General features: G+C 54.7%; 20 protein-coding genes, 1 tRNA gene and 2 pseudogenes. 11 read left to right on the top strand and 12 right to left on the bottom strand.

The genetic code is table 11. The features are described from left to right. Positions 1 to 7 precede the first annotated feature (7 nt). Both H7849_RS15355 and H7849_RS15350 read right to left on the bottom strand, forming a co-directional pair. Positions 8 to 370, bottom strand: a complete 363-nt coding sequence (locus H7849_RS15355; protein ID WP_186740460.1) for a hypothetical protein — start codon at positions 368 to 370, stop codon at positions 8 to 10. Between the two features lie 21 nt (positions 371 to 391). Next, positions 392 to 1369 (bottom strand): hypothetical protein, encoded by a 978-nt coding sequence (locus H7849_RS15350; RefSeq protein WP_186740459.1) that lies wholly within the window; start codon positions 1367 to 1369, stop codon positions 392 to 394. Between the two features lie 205 nt (positions 1370 to 1574). On the opposite strand from H7849_RS15350, the pseudogene H7849_RS15340 reads away from it, so the two are divergent. Together H7849_RS15340 and H7849_RS15335 are read left to right on the top strand one after the other, a co-directional pair. Next, positions 1575 to 2375, top strand: a pseudogene (locus H7849_RS15340) (phospholipase effector Tle1 domain-containing protein). A gap of 429 nt (positions 2376 to 2804) precedes the next feature. Further along, positions 2805 to 2881 (top strand) — tRNA-Asp (locus H7849_RS15335). A 123-nt stretch (positions 2882 to 3004) separates the two neighbouring features. On the opposite strand, the gene H7849_RS15330 is transcribed toward H7849_RS15335, so the two are convergent. Beyond that, the gene (locus H7849_RS15330) at positions 3005 to 4159 is read right to left on the bottom strand and encodes a tyrosine-type recombinase/integrase (RefSeq protein ID WP_186740456.1); all 1155 of its coding nucleotides are present in this window, start codon (positions 4157 to 4159) and stop codon (positions 3005 to 3007) included. 584 nt (positions 4160 to 4743) lie between these two features. On the opposite strand from H7849_RS15330, the gene H7849_RS27515 reads away from it, so the two are divergent. The 6 genes and pseudogenes from H7849_RS27515 (at position 4744) to H7849_RS15305 (ending at position 10806) form a co-directional block, all read left to right on the top strand. Further along, positions 4744 to 5400, top strand: a complete 657-nt coding sequence (locus tag H7849_RS27515) for an RNA polymerase sigma factor (protein WP_186740454.1) — start codon at positions 4744 to 4746, stop codon at positions 5398 to 5400. Between the two features lie 33 nt (positions 5401 to 5433). Continuing rightward, positions 5434 to 6605, top strand: a pseudogene (locus tag H7849_RS27510) (aldehyde dehydrogenase family protein). Further along, a complete protein-coding gene (locus H7849_RS26505) occupies positions 6590 to 6973 on the top strand; it encodes an aldehyde dehydrogenase family protein (RefSeq protein WP_222439664.1) in 384 nt (127 codons plus the stop codon). Before H7849_RS27510 ends, H7849_RS26505 begins: the two are co-directional and overlap by 16 nt. Before the next feature lie 157 nt (positions 6974 to 7130). Beyond that, complete coding sequence (locus H7849_RS15315) at positions 7131 to 9416, top strand: nitric-oxide reductase large subunit (protein ID WP_186740452.1); 2286 nt, start codon at positions 7131 to 7133, stop codon at positions 9414 to 9416. A 50-nt stretch (positions 9417 to 9466) separates the two neighbouring features. Further along, positions 9467 to 9994, top strand: a complete 528-nt coding sequence (locus H7849_RS15310) for a hypothetical protein (protein WP_186740451.1) — start codon at positions 9467 to 9469, stop codon at positions 9992 to 9994. A gap of 269 nt (positions 9995 to 10263) precedes the next feature. Next, the gene (locus H7849_RS15305) at positions 10264 to 10806 is read left to right on the top strand and encodes a beta-class carbonic anhydrase (RefSeq protein ID WP_186740449.1); all 543 of its coding nucleotides are present in this window, start codon (positions 10264 to 10266) and stop codon (positions 10804 to 10806) included. Positions 10807 to 11013: 207 nt separating this feature from the next. Here H7849_RS15305 and H7849_RS15300 read toward each other — a convergent pair whose 3' ends face one another. The 9 genes from H7849_RS15300 to H7849_RS15265 form a co-directional block, all read right to left on the bottom strand. Then, positions 11014 to 12771 carry an MOSC and FAD-binding oxidoreductase domain-containing protein gene (locus H7849_RS15300; RefSeq protein ID WP_186740447.1) on the bottom strand — a complete coding sequence of 586 codons (1758 nt, stop codon included), beginning with the start codon at positions 12769 to 12771 and terminating at the stop codon, positions 11014 to 11016. A gap of 30 nt (positions 12772 to 12801) precedes the next feature. Then, a complete protein-coding gene (locus tag H7849_RS15295; protein WP_186740446.1) occupies positions 12802 to 13221 on the bottom strand; it encodes a nuclear transport factor 2 family protein in 420 nt (139 codons plus the stop codon). Further along, entirely contained in the window at positions 13218 to 13532 is a 315-nt protein-coding gene (locus H7849_RS26500; protein ID WP_222439663.1) for an SDR family oxidoreductase, read from the bottom strand. Before H7849_RS26500 ends, H7849_RS15295 begins: the two co-directional genes overlap by 4 nt. Continuing rightward, positions 13529 to 14008 carry an SDR family NAD(P)-dependent oxidoreductase gene (locus tag H7849_RS26495; protein ID WP_222439662.1) on the bottom strand — a complete coding sequence of 160 codons (480 nt, stop codon included), beginning with the start codon at positions 14006 to 14008 and terminating at the stop codon, positions 13529 to 13531. Before H7849_RS26495 ends, H7849_RS26500 begins: the two co-directional genes overlap by 4 nt. A gap of 192 nt (positions 14009 to 14200) precedes the next feature. Further along, positions 14201 to 14665, bottom strand: coding sequence for an ion channel (locus H7849_RS15285; RefSeq protein WP_186740444.1), 465 nt, complete (start codon positions 14663 to 14665; stop codon positions 14201 to 14203). Between the two features lie 268 nt (positions 14666 to 14933). Then, on the bottom strand, positions 14934 to 16229 hold the full coding sequence (locus H7849_RS15280; RefSeq protein ID WP_251106291.1) for a carbohydrate porin: 1296 nt from the start codon (positions 16227 to 16229) through the stop codon (positions 14934 to 14936). A gap of 685 nt (positions 16230 to 16914) precedes the next feature. Further along, complete coding sequence (locus tag H7849_RS27505; protein WP_432756551.1) at positions 16915 to 17766, bottom strand: universal stress protein; 852 nt, start codon at positions 17764 to 17766, stop codon at positions 16915 to 16917. Between the two features lie 301 nt (positions 17767 to 18067). Next, positions 18068 to 18715: a response regulator transcription factor gene (locus H7849_RS15270; RefSeq protein ID WP_186740440.1), complete on the bottom strand. Its 648-nt coding sequence runs from the start codon at positions 18713 to 18715 to the stop codon at positions 18068 to 18070. Between the two features lie 78 nt (positions 18716 to 18793). After that, positions 18794 to 19165 (bottom strand): response regulator, encoded by a 372-nt coding sequence (locus H7849_RS15265; protein ID WP_186740438.1) that lies wholly within the window; start codon positions 19163 to 19165, stop codon positions 18794 to 18796. A 295-nt stretch (positions 19166 to 19460) separates the two neighbouring features. On the opposite strand from H7849_RS15265, the gene H7849_RS15260 reads away from it, so the two are divergent. The 3 genes from H7849_RS15260 (at position 19461) to H7849_RS15250 (ending at position 21046) form a co-directional block, all read left to right on the top strand. Beyond that, a complete protein-coding gene (locus H7849_RS15260; protein ID WP_186740436.1) occupies positions 19461 to 19625 on the top strand; it encodes a hypothetical protein in 165 nt (54 codons plus the stop codon). Positions 19626 to 20129: 504 nt separating this feature from the next. After that, positions 20130 to 20348 carry a hypothetical protein gene (locus tag H7849_RS15255; RefSeq protein ID WP_186740434.1) on the top strand — a complete coding sequence of 73 codons (219 nt, stop codon included), beginning with the start codon at positions 20130 to 20132 and terminating at the stop codon, positions 20346 to 20348. Between the two features lie 125 nt (positions 20349 to 20473). After that, positions 20474 to 21046, top strand: a complete 573-nt coding sequence (locus tag H7849_RS15250; RefSeq protein ID WP_186740432.1) for an RNA polymerase sigma factor — start codon at positions 20474 to 20476, stop codon at positions 21044 to 21046. Positions 21047 to 21146: the final 100 nt, after the last annotated feature.

Genomic DNA, 21146 nt, shown 5'->3' with positions numbered 1-21146 from the left:
TAAGGCTTCAAACCCCGGGCACGAGGGTGAGAACCTTATTGATGGCAGCCAGTATCTCGCCTGCGGTCGCGATGTGAGATGCTATAGCGGCAATCTCATTCTTCAACTTCTTAAGGTCATTATTCGTGTCGTTGATCTGGCTGAGAAGTGCCTCAAAAAGAGCTGTGTTTGCGTGAAGGCGATACATTGAGTCCTTCGTCAAAATGTTATCAACACTGCTTTGAGAGTCATTTAGCGCTTGCAGAATACCGGGGTCTGTCGTGTTCTCAATTGCAGTTTCGTACTTGTCGTAAAGATCCTGATAAGCTGCGCGCGCCTCGGGTGTGAGTGGAATGGTCGGTTGACTTGGCGGGTTTACAGGTATGCTCAAGGGTCAGGTCTCCGGTCCTTCTTACTGGCTTGGCAAGGATGAATAGAACTTACCGAGATTATCGCCGGCAGCTTCGAGATCCGCTAATTTGCCTTTGAGCGATTCTGAATTGTTGCCTTGGGCATCCGCTGCCAAAGCATGATGCGTAAGAGCCAAACGGACAAGCGAAGCACGAAGGTCAGTCAGTTGCTCGTCAGATGCCCGTTGCTGCCGGACGGTCCTGGGTAGTTTCATGATCTGTGCGCGGCGTTGTTGTGGATCGAGTGTGGTGGTTTCGCGAATGAAGAGGGTCTGTTGGTTGATAATCCTGTTGTAGTCCCGCTGTTCCTGACTCTGAAGAGTGTTGATATCCTGCTCGAGAAGCTTACATAAGGTCTCAACGTGAGGATCCATATCTTTCACCTTTCCAGGCAGCTCCTTTTTGATTTTCCTGCTAACCAGAAACTGTCCAAGAGCATTGACGGCAACACTGACACTATTTCGAATTTCCGGCGTAATCGGTGGAGCGGGTGAAGACGAGGTAGAAGATGTTGTTGATGTGGTGTTGCCGGTAGTTGTTGTGATTGTCGTTTCAGTCGTAGAGGCTGCAGCAGTAGCGACTCCGAGCGTGCTTTCAATGGCTGGCGCCAAAGAATTTCCGAGATCGCTCAGCGAATCCCCAACAGACTTTGAGGCCGCATCGAGTTCCTTTGAGTCGGTACCATTGGTGATGGCAACAATGGACTGTACATAGCATTTGAAGGCCTCAAGTACGGCGAGCCGGACCTGAATATCTTTGTCTGACATAAGTGGTTGAATGTTGCGCGGGTTGTAGACCGGTTGCGCAGCCTCGAACTCAGGGATTGCGTCATAGTCGACTCGGAGATCATGCAGTGCCTGGGCTGTACGATAAGCAGTCGCTGCTTGGTCGACGACCGGTGCCGTCGCAGTTGAGAGTGCAGCACTGTGCTTCGAGAGAGAGGACGTGCATCCAATCGTTGCCAGGCATAACGAAAGCATCAGCGCGAACGCGCGACAACGAGCAGACCATCCAAAAGCTCTGAGAGAAAGACTTTCCAGCTTGCCTTGCATTTCGGCAATGGGAAATTGGGATTGGGTGTATGTCAAGGCAAAAATTGGCCAATCTCGGAGGGTCCAGGCATGGTGAAAGAGTTGCAATTTGCCGGAGGTCCCTCAATGTCAAAACGGATTGTGTTATGTGCGAATGGAACTTTGGCAGTCTCCGGGGAACAACGCCAACGTGTACCGGTTCTATAAGGCTTTGACCGTCACTTCAGACCAAGTCACATACTACGACGATGGAGTGGGTGCCGATGCCTCAGGCTTGAATCGCATCCTCGAAGGAGCCTTTGATCAGGGACTGCTGCAGAAGATCATGGATTGCTACACAAAGATTGTCCCATGTGTATGAGTCAGGCGACAAAATTTTCTGTTTGGATTCAGTCGAGGCGCTTACACCGTCAGAAGCCTCGCTGGAATGATCGCGACATGCGGCCTGCCAACCGGAGCGTTCACCGACGATTGCGTAACGCAGGCATTCGCCGCATACCTTGATCCAATGAAGCGTACCTCCATCCTTGCCGGTTTGGGAGCATGCGGATTACGCGATGTAACGATCAAAATGCTGGGCGTATGGGACACAGTTGGGTCGCTCAGCATTCCAACAATCTTTAGTGGAGTGGAAGAGAACAAGTACGGCTTTCTCGATACCAGTCTTCATCCGGACATAAAGAATGCCTACCAATCGATGAAACAAGCACAGTTCCCGGCGACGCTCTGGACGTCGAAACCGGTAGGTGGTCAGACAATCGAACACGTGTGGTTTTCGGGGTGTCACGGTGACATGGGTGGAGGGACAGCGTTGGCAGGAGGTGTAGATGCAGGAACCTGTCTATGCGATATCACAATGGGGCGGATGGTGGCAAAATCGCAGGCGCTGGGCCTGACGTTTGATCCAGCCGCCGCGGCACAGTGCGGAACTCTGCCTGCAAAAGTTCGCTCTTGATGCGATTCGCAAAACATGGTCCCGGCCTGTGGTCCACCACATCCCCCGATGCGATGATCGCGAACAGCGTTGCTGTACGAGTACAATATTGCCTCACCTATACTCCAGAAAACTTGACGCTGAACGATGGTGTGCTGGGGCATGGGTTTTTCGAGAGTGACGGTTGTCAACGAGTTAACTCTCTAAAGCTACTTCGTAGGTGGGGCGACTGTGCCTCCCTGCTAGAGAGGATCTCGCGGCTATGCCCTGGCGACTTCATCGTGAGATTATCCCACTTCATTTTGTTCACTTGAAATCGTCAACGTCTGTCTAATGTCCGTACTCCCAATAGCTGCGTTGGAGAATTGTCTGCTACAATTCAGTTACGGAATTGTTGTTGCGATTCTTCAGTCGCTTTAATTGCTCGGTAGCAAGTCCAAAGTTAGTTTGGGGGACGTAGTTCAGTTGGTTAGAATGCTGCCCTGTCACGGCAGAGGTCGCGGGTTCGAGCCCCGTCGTCCCCGCCATACATTCCAAAAGAGTTAACTCGGAATGGCGGAAATCAATTGGGGTGCAAAAGAGCTACGGAAACGTGCCCCTTTTGCACCCCAATTTCAGTGCCCATATATAAGGTCGCTGATCCAAAGCCGTCAGAACGCACGCGTTTCAGACTCGGGTTGCGGAGAAAAGACAAGCGCCATAACTGCTGCCTGGGCAGCGTGCTTTGCCGGCGTGATCGCCTGGGTATAGACATCAAGAGTGGATCGTAGTGAAGAGTGTCGAAGCAATTCCTGCATAACCTTGAACTCAGTGCCCACGCTCCTCAACAGCGTCGAGTAAGTGTGTCGGAAGGTGTGCCAGCCAAACCTCTTTTCGATTCCGAGTGCTTGCGCCTTTGGCAGGATGTACTTCCGCAGGATCGCCTGACCCCAGTACGGCTTGCGGCCGCTGCGACGGCCACTAGCGAAAATCCAGTCGTCGGGCTTGCGGTAGTGCTGATGCTCCTTCCATTTGACGAGCGCCTCGATAATCAGCGGATGAATCGGGACCGGCTTCTGCGATGATTCGGTCTTGCACGGCCCGACAATGCCGCAAACGATCGAGCGTGTCACGTTCATCGTTCCCTCCGTGAAATTGATGTCGCCCCATTTCAGACCGAATAACTCGCTCTGACGTAAGCCAGTGGATGCGGCGAGCAACACCAATGTTCGTTCTCGATCGGCGAGACTATCTGCCAATAGCTTTATTTCGGACGGGGCTAAAACGCAGGGCGTTCCTTTGCGTTTTGCGCCCTGACGGACCAGATGAATCGGATTGTGATCGAAGAGCTCATATCGGCAGGCATGGTTGAACAAAACCGACATGACGCCTCGGATCTTCGCGCAACTGCTCTTTGCAAGCGGTAAGCGGCGAAGCCAGGACTCAACTTCTATTGTTTTGATTTCTCGCAGTTCATACTTTCCCCATTGGGGGACGACCCACCGTTTCAGGTATCCTGCGTAGCACTTCTTCGTGGAATAGCTGCGCCAAGTGTTGCTCTGCGCCAATTCGCATCGTTCGAAGTGATTGCACAGCGTAGAAAGTGTAATCGACCGAAGGCCTATTCGAGGATTGTCGGCGTTGATCCGCTCGATCAGTGATGAGACTGCTTGACGCGCTGATTGAGCGTCGGAATATTCATCCACTGTCCCTATGACTCTCTTGCGATAGATGCGCTTTCCCGAAATGGACTTGTCGGACCAACGGAGAAGCCATACATCGGAACCCCGCTTCCGGTTCTTCTTAATCAAGCTGCAGCGCTGCATTTTCGTCCTCCTGACCGCGATAGCGGTGCAGGGAAGATGATTACTTATGTTGGCCGCCGATGGCATTTAAGCGACCACCATCGAAGAACACTGCCTTGCGGCGGCAGAGTCCTGAGGATCTGAATCTTCTTCCTGAGCCTGGGCCAATCAAACGATCTGCTGCGCAAATATAAGACCCGGCATCCGAGGGGCGACGCTGCGTCTTGAAGGAAATGTGCCTAGTGGGCAGGACCTTGCGTTCGACCGAGGAGGGATCGACACTGGATTCACGCGTCCGCCTTCAGCTGATCGCAGCTCGTTCTATGAATCGCGTGTGCCATTCCGCGAGCCACTAGTCGTAGCCGTCTCAAGACCCGTAAGGCAAAGACGAAGCGCATCCGTATCGCTGACCTCCCAGGCGTGGCGCATCGTCACCTTTTTTAAACAATAATGAGTTAGGACGTGCAGGACTTCCATCATACGAAAGTATCGACCGATACCTTCGTCCAATTGTTACAAATCTGTTCCTCTGGCGTAATGACCACATCAACTGAAGCTTCAGTTTCGCATTCAGTCGAAGCTGGCAAAGACGAAGGAGGTCGGGCATGAATTCTCCGGAGCGGTGTTCGGCGATTTCGTCAAACATGGGATATGAGGCCATGTCACGTGATGAGGAGCTCATACTTGCAGCTAGGCGTGGTTCCCATGCAGCCTTTGCCGAACTGCAGAGAACTCATTCTCATCGCGTTTATCAGCGGATTCTGTCCATAACGCGGAATCGGGAGGATGCTGAGGACGCCTTGCAGGATACCTTTCTGAAAGCTTATCTAGCGCTCCCCTCATTTGAAGGTAGATCCAAGTTGTCCAGCTGGTTAACGCGAATTGGCATCAACACGGCACTGATGATCCTTCGCAGACGTCACTGCCGCCCAGAGATGTCATTCGAACAGCAGCAAGACTTTGAAGGTGCTTGCGCACACCTCGAGATTCCTGACGGCGCTCCCAACCCGGAACAACTCTACGATCAGCAACAGCGATGCCACGCAATCCGCCGCGCACTCCAACGGCTTGATCCCAAGTCTCGAGCAGTAATGGACATTCGGTTGTCGGAAGAGCATTCCACTAAGGAAATAGCACAGGATCTCGGAGTATCAGTGGCATCTGTGAAAAGCAGGCTTCACCGAGCACGAAAACGACTACTCCAATCTCCGGCCCTCGGAACCGGAGGGCCGGTCAATTCCACCAGGAAAACAGAGCAATGATTTTGACCCTTCATCCTCTCTAAAGCTTGGACAATGGGCTGCCGAGTCCGTAAAGGGGTTGCTTATTTCGAAGTCGATAGTGAGGAGGAGAAAAAGCCTATGCGCACGATCAGCCATTTCATCAACGGCCAGAGCGTCACGCGCCCTGGCGCACTCACCAGCCCTGTCTACGATCCCAGCACCGGGCAGGTGCAGGCCCTTCTGGAGCACGGTGACGCCGCAATCCTTGGTGAGGCTGTCGCGGCCGCCAAGGCGGCGCAACCCGCCTGGGCCGCGATTGACCCCCTGCACCGGGCGCGTGTGATTTTCAGGTTCAAGGCATTGATCGAAGAGCACAGGCAGGAGCTTATCTACCTGATGTCCTCCGAACACGGCAAATTGCTCGGCGACTCCAATGGCGAGTTGCAGCGCGGCCTCGACGTGGTGGAGTTTATGTGCGGTGTCCCGCATCTGCAGAAGGGCGAGTTCACCCAGGGCGCGGGACCTGGCGTGAATGTCTATTCCATCCGCGAACCACTGGGAGTCGTTGCCGGAATTCCGCCCTTCAACTTCCCGGCATGATCCCGCTCTGGATGCTGACCCCGGCCATCGCCGTGGGCAACGCCTTCATCCTGAAGCCATCGGAGCGCGTACCCTCCGCGGCCCTCCGGATCGTCGAGCTCGCCCACGAAGCCGGCGTGCCGCCGGGCATCGTCAATGTCGTGCAGGGTGTCCAGGAGGTCGGCGAAGCGATCGGGGATCATCCGGACATCAAGGCCGTAACCTTTATCGGCTCGACGGCCGTGGCGAAGTCCGTCTACGCGCGCGGCGCGGGCAACGGCAAGCGCGTGCTATGCCTGGGCGGAGCGAAGAACCACGGCGTCATTCTGCCCGACGCTGATCTCGACTCGGCTGTCGTGGATATCCTCGCCGGGGCCTTCGGGTCTGCAGGCGAGCGCTGCATGGCCATGCCGGTGATCGTGCCCGTTGGCAAGGAGACGGCCGAGGCGGTTCGCGAGCGCCTGCTCGAGGAGATCCCAAAGCTGAGGATTGGCGTCTCCACTGATCCCAATGCGCAAATGGGTCCGGTCGTCACCCCCGAAAACAAGAAGAAGATCGAGAGCTATATTCAACTGGCTGTCGACGAGGGCGCCGAGCTGGTCATCGACGGGCGGGGCGAAGCCTGCCGGGGCACGAAGAGGGGTTCTTCTTGTGGCCGACCCTGATCGATCACGCCACGCAGTCAATGCAGAGCTACCAGGACGAGATCTTCGGCCCCACGCTGCAGATTGTTCGCGCGGAGACGTTCGAGGAGGCGCTAAGCTACCCGAACGTCCACCACCAGGGCAACGCAGTTACGGTCTTTACGCGCAGTGGAGACTGGGCCCAGCGTTTCGTTGCCGGGGTCGAGGTGGGTATGGTGGGCGTTAATTTTCCCCTGCCAACGCCTGTCGGCTACTACAGCCATGGCGGCTGGAAGAACTCAGCTTTCGGCGACCTGAACCAATATGGCGAGGACAGCATCCGCTTCTTCACGCGCACCAAGAACGTGACACAACGCTGGCCGCACGGCGGACCAGCCACCGAACTTTGACAACAGACTGCGGAGTCCGTGCGAGAGGAAACGATGCGATCGGACGCTGTCACGACACGGGTAATTGAGTTAGACGATCTTATGACTGCACAACCGCGTCAAGAACTCTTCGAGCAGGCCCCTCGAGGCACCATCTCTAGCTGGTAAGGAGTGAACTATGTCCGCGCTTGAAAAGCGTCCGCTGATGATCTCTCGTGGTTGGATCCAGGCAGCAGGCATCGTCCTGATGATTGGATTCTTGATCATGGGTGTGCTCACCTACTACACCTACAATGATGAACCTCCCATTCCCCAGAACGTTAAAAACACACACGGCGCAGTCCTGTTCACTCGCGGCGACATCATGACGGGCCAACAGATTTTTCTCGGCAACGGCCTGATGGAATACGGATCGATCTTCGGCCATGGTGCGTATCTTGGACCGGACTTCACAACCGAGTATCTGCATCGCGCAGCGCTCTCCAGTATCGATTTTTATGGTGGCCAAAACTCCGACACCGCGCGCAGCCACACCATAAAAGACTTCAAGTCCAACCAATATGACGAAAGTACGGGCACGCTCGTATATACAGATGCTCAGGTACAGGCCCTCAAAGACTGCCGGTCCTACTACGCGACGTTCTTTGGAGAGCCGACAACCAAGTTCGGCCTGAGACCATCCGCCATTCGCGACCCGGAAGAGATTCGCAAGCTGACAGCATTCTTCAGCTGGACTGCCTGGGCAGCCTCTACCGCCCGGCCCCGCCATCCCTACTCCTACACCAACAACTGGCCGCCCGAACCACTTGTCGACAATCATGCAACCGCCGACTCAATCGTGTGGAGTGTGCTTTCCTTCGTTGTGTTATTGGGGGGAACGGGATTGCTACTAGCAGCCTTTGGCCGCTGGAATCTGATGGGATGGCATGGCCGCGAACAACAGACTATGTCTTTCCGCGCTCCGGATGAAGTTCAGCTCACGCCGGCTCAAAGGGCGTGCGCATGGTTTTTCTTCGTCATGGCAGCGCTTTTCGTCATTCAAACTCTGTTGGGCGCCGCTACCGAGCACTATCGCGCGGACCTGCAGACCTTCTTCGGCATCGATCTTGGACGGGTTCTTCCCTTCAATGTGGTCCGCACATGGCACCTACAGCTATCCATCTTCTGGGTCTCCACTTCGTATCTTGCTTCGGGCATCTTCCTGGCACCCATGATTGCAGGGCGAGAGCCGCAAGGACAAAAGCTCCTTGCATATGGTTTATTGGGTGCACTCGTCGTTGTCGTGGTGGGAAGTCTGCTCGGCGAATTTGCTGGTATCCAGGGCCTGGTTCGTAACGCATGGTTCGGCAATCAGGGATTTGAATATCTCGATCTTGGTCGCATCTGGCAAATTTTGTTGACCGTCGGCTTGTCTTTCTGGGTCGTGATTCTCTATCGAGGGCTTCGCGGCAGGCTCTCTGCTGAGCATGCAGGAAACATGCCCTGGCTCTTTTTCTTTTCTGCGCTTTCCATCCCCGCCTTCTATGGCATTGGCCTGCTGGCGAATCCTGGAGAGCATTTTACAACCACGGATTTCTGGCGCTTCTGGGTCGTGCATCTCTGGGTTGAAGACTTTCTGGAGCTGTTCACCACTGTCCTGGTCGCATACATCTTTGTTCTCTTAGGCGTGGTTGACGAGCGCATTGGATTGCGCATGATCTACCTCGACGTTGTTTTGTATTCTGCAGGTGGAATCGTCGGCACTATGCATCACGTGTACTTCTCGGGCGAGCCCGCTATGCACATGGCGCTTGGCGCGTTTTTCTCCGCGGGCGAGGTTATACCGCTGACGATCCTTACGCTTGAGGCGTGGAGCTTCCTGCAGTTGGGAACAGTGCAGAGCGCGGGATCGAGAACGCCATTTCCGCATTACTGGGCCGTGATGTTCCTCGCTGCAGTCGGTTTCTGGAACTTTCTTGGAGCCGGGGTCTTCGGCTTTCTCATCAACCTGCCTATCGTTTCTTACTACGAGATCGGCACCGCCCTGACTGCGAATCATGCACATGCGTCGATGATGGGCGTATACGGAATGCTGTCGATAGGTCTCGCTCTCTTCTGCCTACGCTATGTCATCCCGCAAAAATACTGGTCGGATAGGGCGGCCAGGATCAGTTTTTGGTCGCTCAATCTCGGGCTGGCGTGGATGGTTTTCGCAACCCTTTTCCCTCTGGGTATACTGCAGCTCTATCACTCGATCAGCGTGAGCTACTATGATGCCCGCACGCTGAACTACATCGGCAGTCGTGCCAACTCCGTGCTGGAGTGGCTACGCATGCCGGGCGACATTGTTTTCATCCTGGGTGGAACGCTTCCGATGCTCTACCTGTCTTTCCTCGGCATTCGTCATATGGGGAAGAGTTCGACCATGGAGGAGCCAAAAGACATCCTCTTCACCGACGTCGTGGCTCAGGTCGAGGAACGGTAGCTTAGATTTAGGAGCGATGAACCATGGTTCACGCATCTCTCGAATTCACATTGATTTTGGCATACGCTGTTTCCCTTGCGTTCATCGCCTTTCTATTGGAATGCGCCGCGCGTCATGCCCACCGGCGATCTCTGGGCGCCAGTACCGCCGGCTTCACTTATCATCCGGACCGGGACGTCTGGAGGTGCCCGCAGGACCAACACCTGTTCCCGATTTTCTCGGACTCAGCAAAGGGGGTTGTCGTCTACCGTGCGCCTGCTGCTGCCTGCAATTCCTGCAAGAGCAAAGTGGCTTGCACCGATTCCGACAAAGGCCGCGAGATTGAGCGAAGGGACCTGAACGGGCTGGAATACGGGATGCAACGATTCCATCGTGCCATGTCCCTGACGCTGCTGGTGCTGGCCAGTCTGATCCTCCTTGTAGAGCTCTTTCGTGTGAGCGGCCTTTATCAGCGGTTGATGCTTACATCGGTCTTAGCGCTGCTGTGCCTGATACTTGAACGCCTCGCTGTAAATCTTTCTCATGGCATCTCCAAATCGGAGTCAGACAGCCCCGCCGCGATGAGCTGCAAGAGGTGACTGACCAGTCTGAATAGATATGTCCAGAGATCACAGCACATGGCAGTGTGGGATGCCTTTGGCAGTCGAGGATGACGCAACGAATCGAATAGAGATCCTGATTCCACTAGCGATAACACAGCGCTGGCCGCACGGCGGACCTGGCGCCGACCTTTGACAACGGACTGCGGAGCCGATCCGAGAGGGTTGAATCCGTATAAAAACAACGCCAAACCACGCGTTGTCGCAAACCAAATGTGGGACGCGCAACGCGATTTAGGAGAATCCAAATGAGCTTGATCGAGAGCGCGATTGCGGCAAACCGTAAGAATGCAGAGCACCACGATCCTTCGCTGGCAAACAAACCAGCTCCGAAGATTGCAATCCTCACGTGTATGGACCCTCGCCTCAACCAACTGCTCGAGTGGCTGGACATCAAGCCCGCCGATGCGGACGTGATTCGGAACGTGGGAACTGCTGCAACGGAAGACGTTGTGCGGTCCCTAATGTTTTCAATTCACGTTCTGGGTGTTCGAGAACTCATGATAGTCGGGCACACTGGCTGCGGAATGGAAATGTTTTCGGAAGAAGAGTTCGAGCAGCACCTTCACACGCAGTGTGGCGCGTGGGCAGTAGCTCCCGATAAATTCCACTGCTACTCCGACGTGAATTGGCAGACACAAAAGCAGGTGCTGAAACTCAGGTCGCACCCCTGGATTCCTTCGAGCGTTATAATTCGTGGATTTGTTCTTGATTTGTCAACGGGAAAACTGAGCGAAGTAACGCCGGGGGACGAGAGCGTCCTCGACCTTGCGCACAAGAAAGCAAGCTAACCCGCAACACCAGCAAAAGGAAAACGGCCCGATTTGGGGCCGTTTTCGCGTATTCCCGCGCAAAAAAAACATAGGAAAGCCGGGTCGTGTTCGGAAATTCAGCACGATTTCCGTATCGATACCTTGCTCTTCACCGTGAAAATCTGCTGGCGAGTGCTGCTCCTGCCGGGACGACAACGCTCGTCTCCCCTCTGTATTTCCATTTCATCAAAGATCAAGAATTACATTTGCTTCCGGCTGTGAGCAGCACACCAGCACATTTCCAGTCGCCGGCCTTTCCAGCGGTTCCGGCTTGTAACGAATCGATCCGCCAATCAGACCCGTCATGCAGGTATGGCACACTCCCGTCCGGCAGGACCATCTGACCGGAATGTCGCACGCTTCCGCCAGTTCCAACAAACTCTGATCTTTGGGATCCCACGCAGCCGTGATCCCGCTGCGCGCAAATGAGACTGACGGGCCGGATCCCTGGGGGCCGTGGGGCAGGTGCGGTGTATGACCAACACTCGCCATACCGGGTGTCATGCCCTCAAGGGCACCGAAAATTTCCGTATGCACATTCTCTGCGCGCGCACCCCAGTTTCGCAGCCCACCCCGCATATTCTCTAAAAACGAAGATGGGCCACACACATAGAATTCGCTATCCCGCGACACGCCAATCTTCTCCACCAACGCTGCGTCGATATGACCTGACGCATCAAAGTCCAACCCGGGTTGATCGGTTGCTGCGGGTCTGCTGTACACGATGTAGCTTCGCCCGCGAGAAAGCTGTCGCAGTAGAGAACGTGACTCTCGCGCGAATGGATGGTCGAGACTATTGCGCGCTCCATAGATCCACCAGATCTCTCGTTCAGATTTTTCTGCGGCGAGTGCGTGCAGCATCGACATCACCGGCGTCGCGCCAACTCCGGCGCTCAGCAAAACCACGGGGTCCGCGCCGGAATGCAGGGTAAAACTTCCCCTGGGTGCGCTCACATCCAATGCATCGCCTTCTCGCACGTGGTTGCACAGAAACGAACTTCCAACTCCATTTGATTCGTTCTTGACGGTGATGCGGAAATGATCGGCTACTGGCAGATCGGACAAGGAATAGCTGCGAAGAATCGGAGGCTTCCCCGGATCGACCTGCAACCGCAAGACAACGAATTGACCTGCGTGGAAGGCGGGAAGAGGCTGACCATCGATCGGCGCGAGAACAAAGGAAGTCACGCTGTCACTCTCCTTACTCATCTGCGTGACTCGCATTTGCTTAAATCCGGGCCATGCCGGAGCTTGCTCCTCATGTGCGAGCCCCGGATTCCCTGCCGCAGTTTCGGAACTCGATTCTCGCCCGAGCATTGCCTGGAACGAACTCTGCCAACCCTTGCTAAGCGCAGGAATCCGCAGCGCGCGTTGCAGTCGATCATGGGAATGCCCCGGCAAATATAGGAGGGCGTCAGTCTCCGCCACGGTGATCCGCTCTGGACCGTCAGCAACTTTTACAATGTCATCGGCCGCGCCAACTTCTCCCTCTTGCAACACGCGAAAGTAAAATCCTGGTCTGTGATGTGCTACGAGTAGGGCTGCCATCCGAGGTTCGTTCATGCGGATGCCGACGCGATAGCACGTCACGCGTGGCTGCGTCACTTCAAATAGCGCGTCGCCGATGCGGTATCGATCACCAATGCAAACTTCGTCATCCGCAAGCCCGTCGACCGTAAAATTTTCACCGAACTGCCCAAAAGTAAAATCATTGCGGCCCAGAAAGCGCTCCCAGTAATGATACGAGCCCATCTGGTAGACAAAGACGGCGCGATGCTCGCCTCCATGACCGGCAAGATCACCTTGCCCGTCGCCATCGATATTGAGCTTGCGCACCATGTGCCGCTCCGCAACAGGAAATTTCCAAACTGCGGTTCGGACAGTTTTGCCGTTCCATGTCACGTCGCGCGGAAGACCGACATTTACAGAGAGCAATCGGGGCATTCCTACCTCCTTGAAGTCCAGACAGCGAGATTATGTGTCCATCCGCTCGACCCATTGAGCGCGCGATGCGGGAGCCACGAATGGATCCGCAAAGTACTGTGTTTCCCGCGCCACCTTGTCGCCCCTGAACTCCATGATGCTCACGGTGTAGGAGGGCTTGCCGTCATATGTCAGGATGAATTCGGTGATCCAAAGATCACCGCCGCTAATGATTCGTCGGACAGCGAACCGCTTTTTGCTTGGCTGACTAGCGCGTTGATTCTGTATGTTGCGTCGACCGCGGGTTCGCTCGCCTGACTGCGGGTATTCAAGCACCGCGTCCTCGTGATAGATGCGGTGCTCCGTTTCAAAATCGTTGGCATCGGATGCCGCCCAGTGCTGATCCAGTACCGCACGAATCTCTTGATCCCGTACTCCAGGATACTGCTCCTTCTTTTGTTGATCGTTCATCTTGAGCCTTCCGCGCACCGTTTCCCGGCTAGGCGTCGGCGAACTGCTGCCCCCCCATCGACGTCGGAGGTTGCGCCCGTAAGGGCAGTGTTGGTCATGATGTGTACGGCCAGTGCGGAGACATCTGTTGGTTGAACGACCCGCCGGATGGGCAGTCTGGCTCGAAGCTGGCTGCGGCGGTTTTCGAGTTCATCGCCCAAGAGCGATGCAGACAGCTGCGTGTCGACGAATCCGGCGGCGATCAGGTTCACGCGAACGGGTGCCAGCTCAAGCGCCAGATTGGCCGTAAGGGCAGGAAGTGCGGCGGTCATGGTCGACAAGATTCCGAGGCCAATGCTCGGGCGGCGCCGGTGTCCCCCATAAATATCAAACTCCCGCCGGCTTTTACCTTGCCAGCTGCGTCCCGGGCGACTTCGATGAAGAGTGAAAAATGCTCGTCCAGCACACGGCGCGCGTGGGCGAGATCAAGGTCGATGAGGCGGCCGAAATAGGGCCGGCCAGCTGTCACCATGGTGTGATCGATTGAGGTCGGCAAATTGCGGAAGAACTGCGCGAGCAGCGCAGGATCCGTGGCGTCAAAAGCGTTAGTGGTCAGCGCATCGACCTCGCTTGCCGCCCGCTGGAGGCGTTCAGGACTGCGACCAGTAAGGATTAGCTTCGCGCCCTCCGCGCTTGCTCTTCGGGCTGTCTCGAGGCCGATGCCGCCGCTTCCGCCGATCACGATGACTGTTTGACCCAAAAGTTCCGGGTTTCGCTGGGTGTGAGAAGCGGTAATTGCAGTGCTCATAATCGCTCCGATTGGCTGCAGCTTGATTAAGCCTGAAGCGCGGCAGACGATCTATTGGACTAACGTATCGATCAATACCAAAGTATTGGTTGGACGTCTGAGAAATGCGGGATAGCCCTAATTTCGGCTCCAGTTTGCTGCGATTTCGCAGGAAAGATCACTCTGTGACGTTTGATTAGAGGCAATGACACATCATTGGGTCCTGAGATCGGCGAATCTTGTGAGAATCAATCGCTGAATGACGGCAAAAATCATTGCGGTCGAAACACCAAACATGAGTGCACCATCGGCTGCTTCCAGCGGCCCCAGCAGCTTCCACGACGGCGACATAATCACATCCCCGTAGCCCAGGGTTGAGTAGTTAACCGCTGAATGATAATAGGCGAATGCAAAGTCTTTGAATTCTCCGCAGATTACAAATAGAACCGCCCACAAGGCGATCTCGATCAAGTGCGCCACGAAGGCTATTACTATCGTCAGCATAAGAATTGGAAAATCGACAAGCAAGCCTGCGCCGGTCCGGCCACGTTTTCTCTCGTAACGGAAAAAACGCACAGTTACGACTATAGCAAACACATGAATAAAGATTGTGGACAGGACGGCGACTGAGCCGACCGCCAACGGCCTTGAGATCGCGACTCCATGAATTTGCGTCATCTTATTGCCAGCGTCGAGCCGGCTGGACCGGACCCAGGCTTTCAACTCGCTGGGTACGACAATCGCTCCGAAACTCGGGGGTTTGCTGATCCTGAGCGCAGCGCCGCTGGCGATCGAGCGACTAACCGAGCTCCCATCTTTCTTCGCCTCAAATTTTCCGCGTGTGACAGAAGCTGCCAGGGACAGACAAAGTGAATCTTCCACATCAGCTTCGGAATTAGTGTGCTCTTCATCGAGGAAACGACCTCAGGTCAGTGGATCTCGGTGCTTAGAAGATGATTCGTATTCTTGCGCCGAGAAGAGTTGTCGTGTAAGCCTTAGTTGCGTAGGTCGGATGAATTGAAACCTCTAAATCCGGGCCAATCTCGACACTTTGAGTCAGACGAAGGCGATAAAACGACTCAAACACGCTCTCATGGTGCTTACCAGGGAAATTCGGCTGTGTGTAATTGAATGCAGCGCCGAACATGTCTCCCCGACGTCCGAATGGATGAACCTGAGCCAAACCGATCCCGTACTGGTCTTTAATGGCCGTTCCCTTATTGGTACCGAAAACGACCCTTCCAAATGGCGTCCAGCCGTTGGATAATTCATGGTCGAACTCAAAGCCGCCGCCATACCCACTCCCCATGTTCTTAGTATCGTCTCGCCACATGCCGATGCGATAAAGCCGATACTTTTCACCGACTGAGCCTGAGGACCAGCCCAGTTCCACGCCTTCCATGTATTTTCGATCGACGAGCGTTTCGATATTTCTCTGCTGTGCGCCCTCCGTGTCTACGGCGACGGCGTGGATGTAAACATGCCGTGTAGCCTGGAATTCAACCGCAGCGCCTCCGGCGTATGTCCCGTCGTCGGCGACAGCATCATTACCGTCGTTTGCCCCATTTAAGAATTGTGAGCGTTCGTCGTTATTGAACATGCTGAGAGTTATGTATTCGTTAGGATGGATCTTGCCCACATAAAACGAAAGTCTCTTCGCGAAGAAATCCTGCCGCCAGTAGAGGACGTTCAAGGTGATTGGCTCCTGCGGACCTCCGCCCTGTAAGCAGTTCAAGTAGAGCCCTGAGCCGAGTCGATCGTTAAGGTTCCACTGCTGGCTGTAGCCGATATTGGTGCCGGAACGAACAAGCAGGCTGATGGATCCCGCAGTGCTTTCGTGATCGTACACAGACCAGGCGCCGGTGAAATCGAGACGCCCGCTGGTCTGGTTGTGCCGGACACCGTCCGGCGTAATTGTTGCGTACTGGTTCAGAAAGGTATAAGTCGCGCCAAACTTCAACCGTAGAGAGTCAATGCTGCTATCTACAAGCCTGTCGACTGGGCGCAAGATCGGAGCTACAGGATCCGGTTTTATGAGTGGGTCGGCGGGTATCTTCGACAAGGCAATTACGTCCGCATCGAGCTCCTGCTTGAGTTCGTCAGGCTGCGCGTTCTTGATTGTCGACGGCCGGCCTTGAGTGGGCGGGCTCGATTGATCGGCTAGTGCAACGCCTACATGATTGCTTTGGCCGAAAGCCAAAAGGCTGGATCCAAGGAAAAACAGGAGCAAATGCGCTCTCACGTGTCTTCCCCCCCGACCCTGGCTACGTTTGTTAACGACGTCCTTCGTGGTTCCAGCAGTCCCAGTGGGCCGAGCGGTAGAAGGCGGGAGCTCGAAAACACTGATCGGAATGGGCAAGAACCAGCTAGCTTGAGATTTCCCGTCCATCAGTGAGAGGGGAATACACCGGCGATCGTTCTCGTGCGGCACGTGACTAGAGATGCAATTCGCGCAGCAATGTCTGCGTGCAGAGTATGAGACGAAGGTATTGGTCGATACCTTGGTACATAGAGTTCATATGTGCACGCGTGGTTGAAGAGGACGCTCATGATGTTCCTGATCTTTGCGCAGGAACCGCGAGCCAAAGGAAGCTGACGCAACCATAACTCAACCTCGATTGGTTTTATCCTGCTGAGTGAATAAGCGGCCCACCTCCGAGCGATCCACGCGGTAGGGACGACCATGCTGATCGCCCCCGCACAGATCCGCGCGAGGGCTCACCGGCGCATGCGGCTCTTATCTCGGATGAGTGGGGACGAAGCGGTCAAGGGGCCAGGGATGGAGCACGCGAGGAGTCGGAAGCCATTGTGCGGCTAGCTTCAGGCAGCGCACCCAGGCGCACCGCCGCGTCTGACTACGGCGCTTGAGCGTGTGCCCCCCAGTAACGAAGCACCCGTTCCCGAAATAGCCCTAAGCTGTCGAGGTTTTACCACACGCTAAGGACTGGGCAGCACAAGGCATGATCAATCTTTAATAACCGACTCTGTCGTCCAAGACTCACGGCTCCAGGGCGCATGCGGCCAACGACAACCAGGTCAGCCCTCACCTTCTTTGCGGTCTCTCTGATCGCAGCGATGACCCTGCCTGACGTTCTAAGGAGCTTTACGGGACTCCCGAATAAGCAGTGTGCTTGCTCCAGCCACAACATGAATCCAGTCTTCGTTCGTTGCTCGGAGGAGGGCTTGCTCGTGTCTTCGTTACCGGTGACGTGCAGAAATGTCACGTCAGAGCCGAAATTGGATACAAGGTCTCGGATCGTGTAAAGAATTCGGTGATTGTGCGCATCGAGTGTTGGATCGTCTCCCAAGTGCACAGCACAAAGAACGTTGCTCGGGATCGAAGGCGTCGTATCTTCAAAATGTTCTGTCATCCAAATAGACGCCCTGCATCGGTCGAGGAGTTGTGCCGTTAAAGAGTCATGGAAAAAGCGGGATATGAGGCTCTGATGATCTCGACACAACATGATCAGGTCGACTTGTTCACGGTCCGCAAAGTGTCGAATCAGATTGGCTCTGTCGCCAGTTAGAACGGCGGGGCGAGCCACGTCCTTACCGAAATACTGATCGGAGAAGTATTCTAGATCAGCAGTACGCCTTTCTCTAAGACGGGACTGTTCCTCGTAGAATGAAGGATCGTATGGGGGGCCAGGTGTATTGTTGTCGACAATGTGCAGTGTATCCAGGGCGGCTCGAAAGTGTTCGACCCAGACCCTCACGTGCTGGATGGCTAACGTGGAGCGCTTTGAAAAGTCGACCGGATAGAGAATCTTATATTGCATCGATGACATACGGCCTACCTTCATCTATATCAATCTCAATGATCCGACCGCACGTTCGTACGGAGTCGGCCAGAACACGATCTTCGGCTCAGGTCAGTATGCCCCTCATCCGCGCCGAGCCCCGGGAACCCATCCACTTACCATCTGGTTCGGACATGCAACATAGAGATGCCGGAGAAGGATCGAGATCTGCGAAGGCTACATGATACGAAAGTATTATTGGATACCTTGGTATAGCTGGGGCGATTGAGTTGTAAGGGAGAGAAGCAAGGAGTAGTGCTGGGCTGAGCCGGAGGACGACTTATTTGGCCGCAGCCACAACATTGGGAGCAGCTCGCATCAGGCGAAGGCGCGCTGCCATGCTCACCAGTGCTGGGAGAGATTCCGCCTTCATCTTTCGCATCAGACGGCCGCGATGTGCTTTGACGGTAATCTCGGTGATGCCTAGTTCGCTACCAACTTGCTTGTTTGGCACGCCAGCAACAACAAGTGCCATCACCTCGCGCTCACGCGAGGTGAGACGGGCATATCTGGCTCTCAATTCCCGAATCTCAGCCTCACGGCCAAGCAAGACTCTGCTGCGCTCGATCGCATTGCGAATGGCGTTCAACAGAACTGCGTCGTCGAAGGGTTTGGTGAGAAACTCGACGGCGCCCGCCTTCATCGCCTGCACTGTCATCGGTATATCCCCATGGCCGGTGATGAAAATAATGGGCATGTCGTGGCGTTCCTGCGCAATTCTCTTCTGCAAATCGAGGCCATTCAGGTCCGGAAGAGAGACGTCCAGCACCAAGCAACTTGGCACTGAAGTGTGGGGGCGTGCAAGGAAATCCTGCGCCGAGGTGAAGGTCTCCACTGCAAGGCCTTCATGGCGAATCAGAAGTTCGAGCGATTCGCGAACGGATACATCGTCATCGACGACGAAGACGATCGGTGAGGTTTGCGACATGGGGAAGGGCCTCCCTTCGTAGCCATGTGTACTCGCAGGCACCATTGTATATCCGCAACAAGAAGGTAGATAGATCACTCATTGCGCCTTGAAGGCAGCATTCAGGGCAACGATCAGGGCCGTATCGCTGAAAGGCTTGAACAAGCAATCAACCGCGCCTTCTTCGATCGCGCGCGACCGCACAGCTTCGTCTCTCTGCGCAGTGATAAAAATGATCGGGATCTTCGCCCGCCGGCGCTTCAACTCGCCGTGCAGATTGGGCCCAGTCATCCCCGGCATGGCAATGTCCAAGATAAGGCATTTCGTCTCCGAGAGACTATCCGATGCTAGAAACTCCTCCGCAGAAGAGAATGCCCGAGGCGCATATCCGAGCTCCATCAAGAGATCAGGTAATGACTCGCGTACCGATTCGTCATCATCAACTACCGACACAACTGAACGTATATTCATTCTCGATTTCTTACCCATCGAAGAACTATATTTATCAATACTGAGACCGACCATTCCGACGGCGTCGTTTTATAGCCTTCCGAGTTTGCCGTTCAAGCTAATCTTCGCTGCGCATCCACAATCCCACTGAGTTCCTTCTTGGAGCACCCTAGAAGCCATAATCCGCTGATGGCTTCGTAACGTCTAGTGTACTTTGGTATCCACTGATCTATGAGAGGGCCCGACACCCATGCCATCGTCTTTGGTTGTGTAGAACGATTCGAAGAGCCGATCGACGACATCAGGGGCGAAGCCAATGCGCCAGCATCCTGCACCGCCGGCCGTCACAATTCGCGACGAAAATCGAGCCTCCGACGTGATTACACGCCTGCGGGCTCCCTTCAAGAGGAAGACTGTCGTTGCCGAGCCCTGTGACCTGAATGAAGCCACGCGCGAAGTGGATCGTTTTGTCGTTGACTGACCTGCAGAGAAGCAGGGTCATTCTGCGTCATGAACTCGCCGACAACCTTCCACTGTCAAGTGAACGGTCAGGCCATCGTTGGACTCCGTCTTGATCATCAACTGCCTTGAACGATCCTCGATAGTGATCATCGCGTCTACGGCGTTCCACACAAGATTCATGATGACCTGCTGAAGCTGAACTTGCTCACCCGCCACCAGGCTGATGAATTGGGCCAGCAACAGAGCGCAGGAGAGATCGAAGAGTTTAGTTGTTTGGGAGTGTCGGAATAAACCCGGTGCGAAGCACCGGGCCGGCTCACTCCATACCGTTTCTCTACCCTTAGTGGGAGCCTATTCCCAAGGCTGAAGGCACAGAAGTCAAGGATACGCGCGACCGGCGCCGATCGATACGAAAGTATCCATAAATACCTTAGTCCAATCGACTCGACGTTGAACATCTGGCTTAATGACTGAAGTTGATTCGAGACCGAATCAGCTACGCAAGTCACGCGGAGGAACGGCGATGAGAGGATCAATAACATTCAAATTCAGCAGTGACATCGACGACTATCGTGTTCGCACCCTTAGAGAGGGCGATCTGGAGAGCAGCGATCTGGAAGCCATAATTGCCGTACTTGACGAAGAAATCAGGCTCAAGCGGCTGATCGCATCGGGTGAAATCGTACCCACCGCCGCAGATCCCACGGGCATTGGGCAGTTCCACGTTTGTTGGAGTAACTGAAGTAGACAGGCTATCGACAAAGCTTTTAAGTCTCAACCTTTCTCTACGTTGGCCCGAGATACACAAGTTGAAGGAGCTTGGTGATGCATTCTGCAGGATTTTACTCAACATCAGGAATAGCCGAAATGGAGCACATAGGCCGTCGAGATGGGGAACTTGTCGCTGCGGCGCGAGCCGGATCAGGCGCTGCTTTCGACGAGCTCCAGAGACTTTACTCGTATCGCCTTTATAAGCGAATTCTTTCGATCACTAGAAACCGTGAAGACGCGGAAGATGCGTTGCAGAATACCTTCCTTCGCGCCTTCGTGGCAATCGATTCCTTTGAAGGAAAGTCACAATTCTTTACTTGGTTATCCAGGATCGCCATTAACTCTGCACTCATGACCATACGTAGACGCCGTACCCGCGTTGAGGTGCGGCTCCAACAATCGCCCGAATCGGGAGCGGACGTTCACACCTTCGATATCTACGATACGGCTCCGAATCCCGAAGAGATCTGCGATCTGAAACAGCGACGCAACCGGATGTTCAGCGCAATAGAACGACTAGATCCGAAATCACGCAATGCAATCTGGATTTGGGTTTCGCAGGAGTGTTCGATGAAGCAAATGGCCCACACACTCGATGTCTCGTCCGCAGCCGCGAAGTCGAGGCTTCTTCGGGCGCGAAAGAAGCTTATTCAGCGTTCAGCGGTTTGAATCCCATCGGTGCCGCCAAGTTGAGTGAAGAACTTATATTCGGTTTTGGCGGAACTTCGTGGCTGTAGATTAGGCACGATTCTTGCGACGAATGGAATAA

Source organism: Alloacidobacterium dinghuense (assembly GCF_014274465.1).
Taxonomy (GTDB): Bacteria; Acidobacteriota; Terriglobia; order Terriglobales; family Acidobacteriaceae; genus Alloacidobacterium; species Alloacidobacterium dinghuense.
Note: the sequence above shows the minus strand (reverse complement) of the source record. Positions and strands in the feature narration are given on the sequence as shown.

What these genes read in the sequence shown, in the direction of transcription:
- H7849_RS15315 (WP_186740452.1), top strand. Translation starts at nt 7,131, where the DNA reads ATGTCCGCGCTTGAAAAGCGTCCGCTGATGATCTCTCGTGGTTGGATC.
- H7849_RS15285 (WP_186740444.1), bottom strand. Translation starts at nt 14,665, where the DNA reads ATGACGCAAATTCATGGAGTCGCGATCTCAAGGCCGTTGGCGGTCGGC.
- H7849_RS15300 (WP_186740447.1), bottom strand. Translation starts at nt 12,771, where the DNA reads ATGCCCCGATTGCTCTCTGTAAATGTCGGTCTTCCGCGCGACGTGACA.
- H7849_RS15255 (WP_186740434.1), top strand. Translation starts at nt 20,130, where the DNA reads ATGAGAGGATCAATAACATTCAAATTCAGCAGTGACATCGACGACTAT.
- H7849_RS15250 (WP_186740432.1), top strand. Translation starts at nt 20,474, where the DNA reads ATGGAGCACATAGGCCGTCGAGATGGGGAACTTGTCGCTGCGGCGCGA.
- H7849_RS26500 (WP_222439663.1), bottom strand. Translation starts at nt 13,532, where the DNA reads ATGACCGCCGCACTTCCTGCCCTTACGGCCAATCTGGCGCTTGAGCTG.
- H7849_RS27515 (WP_186740454.1), top strand. Translation starts at nt 4,744, where the DNA reads ATGAATTCTCCGGAGCGGTGTTCGGCGATTTCGTCAAACATGGGATAT.
- H7849_RS15260 (WP_186740436.1), top strand. Translation starts at nt 19,461, where the DNA reads ATGCGCCAGCATCCTGCACCGCCGGCCGTCACAATTCGCGACGAAAAT.
- H7849_RS15350 (WP_186740459.1), bottom strand. Translation starts at nt 1,369, where the DNA reads ATGCTTTCGTTATGCCTGGCAACGATTGGATGCACGTCCTCTCTCTCG.
- H7849_RS26495 (WP_222439662.1), bottom strand. Translation starts at nt 14,008, where the DNA reads ATGAGCACTGCAATTACCGCTTCTCACACCCAGCGAAACCCGGAACTT.
- H7849_RS15265 (WP_186740438.1), bottom strand. Translation starts at nt 19,165, where the DNA reads ATGAATATACGTTCAGTTGTGTCGGTAGTTGATGATGACGAATCGGTA.
- H7849_RS27505 (WP_432756551.1), bottom strand. Translation starts at nt 17,766, where the DNA reads ATGCAATATAAGATTCTCTATCCGGTCGACTTTTCAAAGCGCTCCACG.
- H7849_RS15305 (WP_186740449.1), top strand. Translation starts at nt 10,264, where the DNA reads ATGAGCTTGATCGAGAGCGCGATTGCGGCAAACCGTAAGAATGCAGAG.
- H7849_RS15270 (WP_186740440.1), bottom strand. Translation starts at nt 18,715, where the DNA reads ATGTCGCAAACCTCACCGATCGTCTTCGTCGTCGATGACGATGTATCC.
- H7849_RS15330 (WP_186740456.1), bottom strand. Translation starts at nt 4,159, where the DNA reads ATGCAGCGCTGCAGCTTGATTAAGAAGAACCGGAAGCGGGGTTCCGAT.
- H7849_RS15295 (WP_186740446.1), bottom strand. Translation starts at nt 13,221, where the DNA reads ATGAACGATCAACAAAAGAAGGAGCAGTATCCTGGAGTACGGGATCAA.